At 44.3% G+C, this 3,362-nt stretch carries 3 protein-coding genes; 2 read left to right on the top strand and 1 reads right to left on the bottom strand.

What is annotated here, in order from left to right:
- Positions 1–207: hypothetical protein (locus tag IQ229_RS24235; RefSeq protein ID WP_228013576.1), on the top strand; the 207-nt coding region annotated here is incomplete at its 5' end.
- Between the two features lie 223 nt (positions 208–430).
- A complete protein-coding gene (locus IQ229_RS19375; protein WP_228013575.1) occupies positions 431–1,774 on the top strand; it encodes a PQQ-dependent sugar dehydrogenase in 1,344 nt (447 codons plus the stop codon).
- 621 nt (positions 1,775–2,395) lie between these two features.
- On the opposite strand, the gene IQ229_RS19370 is transcribed toward IQ229_RS19375, so the two are convergent.
- A complete protein-coding gene (locus IQ229_RS19370; protein WP_194046538.1) occupies positions 2,396–3,361 on the bottom strand; it encodes an NAD(P)-dependent alcohol dehydrogenase in 966 nt (321 codons plus the stop codon).
- Position 3,362: the final 1 nt, after the last annotated feature.

The following is a 3,362-nucleotide window of genomic DNA, read 5'->3' as shown; positions in this document are numbered from 1 at the left end:
GGGTTAGGGTGGGGTAAAAACCAGATTCGTAAACTACCTCGCTACAACCATGAGCCGCCGCTAATTATACCAAGAGATACGTGCAATCAATTACCACTATTTGAGAAAAAGCAAGTCCTCAGCGTTGGGTTTATCAAACACAAACTTGGCTTTTTGACTGGGAAGGAAGGCTGTTATGCTCTGTATAATGGTTTGGAGTCTAAGTAGCTTGAGGAATATTTTAGTTGACAAGAGCGATCGCTTTGCCTTTTTATCACTCTCGGTTTACCCATTTGTTGATGAGTTAGAAAAAGTAGCAGTAGATAAAGATATTTTAAGTGTTTAAGAAAAATAATACCCTTGAGTTAGCTTTATTCAAGCTCTCGGTCAAATCGGCTAGCCGAGAATTGTGTGTAACATATATCACTACTAAGCTAGAGGGAAGTTAAAAATGGTTGCATTTACTCTAAAACCAACACAGATACTTGGACGCATACTATCCGCATCGCTAATTAGTTTGATGTCCTTAGAGGTTCTTAGCACCGCAGCGATCGGCCAACCCCCCCCTGCGTCTGTTGAAACCAAGCTGAAAGTGCCTAGTACAATGACCTCTTGGCCCTTTAATACTACCCGTTACTTGAAAGTGCCGCCCAATTTCTCCATCTCAGTTTATGCTCGCATTAACAAAGCTCGCTTTCTGGCAGTTGCTCCCAATGGGGATCTTCTAGTATCACAGCCCAGTTCAGGTAAAGTGTTAATTGTCCGCCCAAATGGCAGCAAAGACCCAATTATTTCTGACTTCGTAACGGGTCTACGCAGACCACATGACATTGTGTTTCATAAGATTGACAACACGACATACATTTATATCTCTGAGACTCATCAAATTAACCGCTTCATCTACAACTCTGGAGATAAAGTAGCGAAAAACCGTCAAATCGTTGTAACTGGCTTACCAGACAGCAGCACGCCGGAACTCAAAGGCGCTTATGGTCACGAACTGAAAAATATCGCACTTGATGCCAACCACAAACTGTACGTGTCGATCGCCTCTACATGCAATGCCTGTAAGCAAGATACTGTCAGTACTCCAAAACGCGGTGCAATTTACCAGTACAACGCTAATGGAACCAATCAGCGACTTTTTGCCCAAGGTTTACGTAATGCTGAAGGGTTAGCATTCTTACCTGGCACAAACGATCTTTGGGTAGTCGTTAATAATCGAGATAACATCGCCTATCCCTTCAAAGATAGCAGTGGCAATTACGGTAAGATTATCCCCTCCTACGTAGACAACCACCCACCAGAGGAGTTCACGAAAGTCCGAGATGGCGGTAACTACGGTTGGCCATTCTGCAATCCCAATCCTGACAGGTCAACTGGCCTCAACAATATGCCATTTGACTGGGACTATCAGTTAAATCGTGATGGAAAGGTTAATTGCAATGCAATGGACAGGATTAGCAAAGGTATCCAAGCTCATTCCGCTCCTTTGGGGCTAACATTCTTACAAAATACCAACTTTCCCAGCCTATACTCAAATGGGGTAGTGACAGGGCTGCATGGTTCATGGAATCGGCGGAAGAAAACGGGCTACAAAATAGCTTACTTTCCCTGGAACAGTACGACAAAGACCCCAGGACAAGAGATAGATTTAGTCACCGGTTGGGTAGTTCCAGCAACGCAAGAAACCTGGGGGCGACCCGTGGATATGGTAGTAGACCAGCAAGGTAATTTGTTAATTTCGGATGACTACAGCGGCGCTATCTATAAGCTTTCTTACACACCGTCATAACAGGTTAAGGTCTACAGAGACCCTAACTTTGGTGGAATTTCCCAATCTTTTCCTACGACTCCGGGAGTATACAAAGCCAACCAAGTAACTTAAATATTGTTGGTAACGACACTATTAGTTCATTCAGTGTACCATCGGGTACACGGGTACGTCTGTGCCAAAATGAAACTGGTGGTTTATGCCGGGAATATACTGCTGGTGATTATAAATCCCTTGGAAATGACCTTGATAATCTCATCTCGTATATAGAGATCAAGTAGCACCATTCACCGAATTTTAAATTTTGGATTTTGGATTGAATACTTTACAGCAATTTTCATGTATTTGAACCATATCTGCCGTAAGGGCACAGCATTGCTGTGTCCCTACCGCGTGGTCTATTTAGCTGAAAATAGCTGTATGTAAAAGTGTTTTACTGAACGCTTACGCCGTACCCCTCCGGGGAAGCAAGCTACGCGTAGCGTTCCGCAGGAAAGTCCAAAATTTGGAAAGGTCTGATATCAAGTCCGGTTAATCACTTATGATTACCGCATCTGTGCAAAAATCGTAAACGCCTTTTTCCGCCTGCGGTCTAAATGATAAGTCTTTAGCCGGATACGATATGAGACGATGTTTGGAAAGTCAACTAGAAACTGCGATGTCTACGACGGGCTGCGCGATCGCAATTTTTCCCACTGCACGCCCAGTTTCGCTGTAATTGTGAGCCGCCGCTAATTCTTGTAAGGGATATGTGCGATCGATTACCACACGAATTTTACCCCCTTGAATCAATTCTTTCAGATAAACCAAATCTTGAGTGTTGGGTTTTTGCAAAATAAATTTCGCTTTTTGACCGGGGAGAAACGCTGTTAAGACGCTCTCTAAAAAGACTTCGGGGCTGGGTAGTGTGGTGATATAAATTCCATTGGGTTTGAGAACTCTTTTGGTTTGAGAGAGCGATCGCTTACCCACTGCATCAAAAATAATGTCATACTGCGCTATATCTTCGGTAAAATCTTGCTGCGTATAATCAATCACGCGGTCTGCTCCTAGAGATTTCACCAAATCCAAATTTTTGGTACTGCTAACTCCCGTCACCTGTGCGCCTAAAGCCTTAGCAATTTGGACTGCAAAAGTGCCCACACCGCCCGCAGCCCCATTAATCAAGACAGTTTGTCCTATTTGAATATTTCCCTGATCTCGTAGCGCTTGCAGAGCGGTGAGCGCTGCTAACGGCACAGCCGCAGCTTCTTCATAAGATAAGTTCGTTGGTTTGAGCGCCACCAAGTTTTCTGGAACAGCTGCAAATTCGGCATAACTTCCTCCAGGGAAGCTAGTACAGCCATAAATAGCATCTCCTGGTTTAAAACGGGTGACACCAGAACCAACGGCTATGACATCTCCCGCCACATCAAACCCTAGAATCTTCGGAAATTTGCTGCCGGCAATCAAACTCAACATCCCCTGACGAATTTTCCAATCAATGGGATTAACGCTACTAGCACGAACTTTCACAAGTAACTGTGTTGGCTCAATTTTCGGTTGCTCCACGTCTTCATACTGCAACACCTCAGTCGCGCCATACCGACGGATAAGGACTGCTTTCATC

The organism is Nostoc cf. edaphicum LEGE 07299 (assembly GCF_015207245.1).
Classification (GTDB): Bacteria; Cyanobacteriota; Cyanobacteriia; order Cyanobacteriales; family Nostocaceae; genus Nostoc; species Nostoc edaphicum_B.
This window is presented reverse-complemented; position numbering and strand designations above follow the sequence as displayed.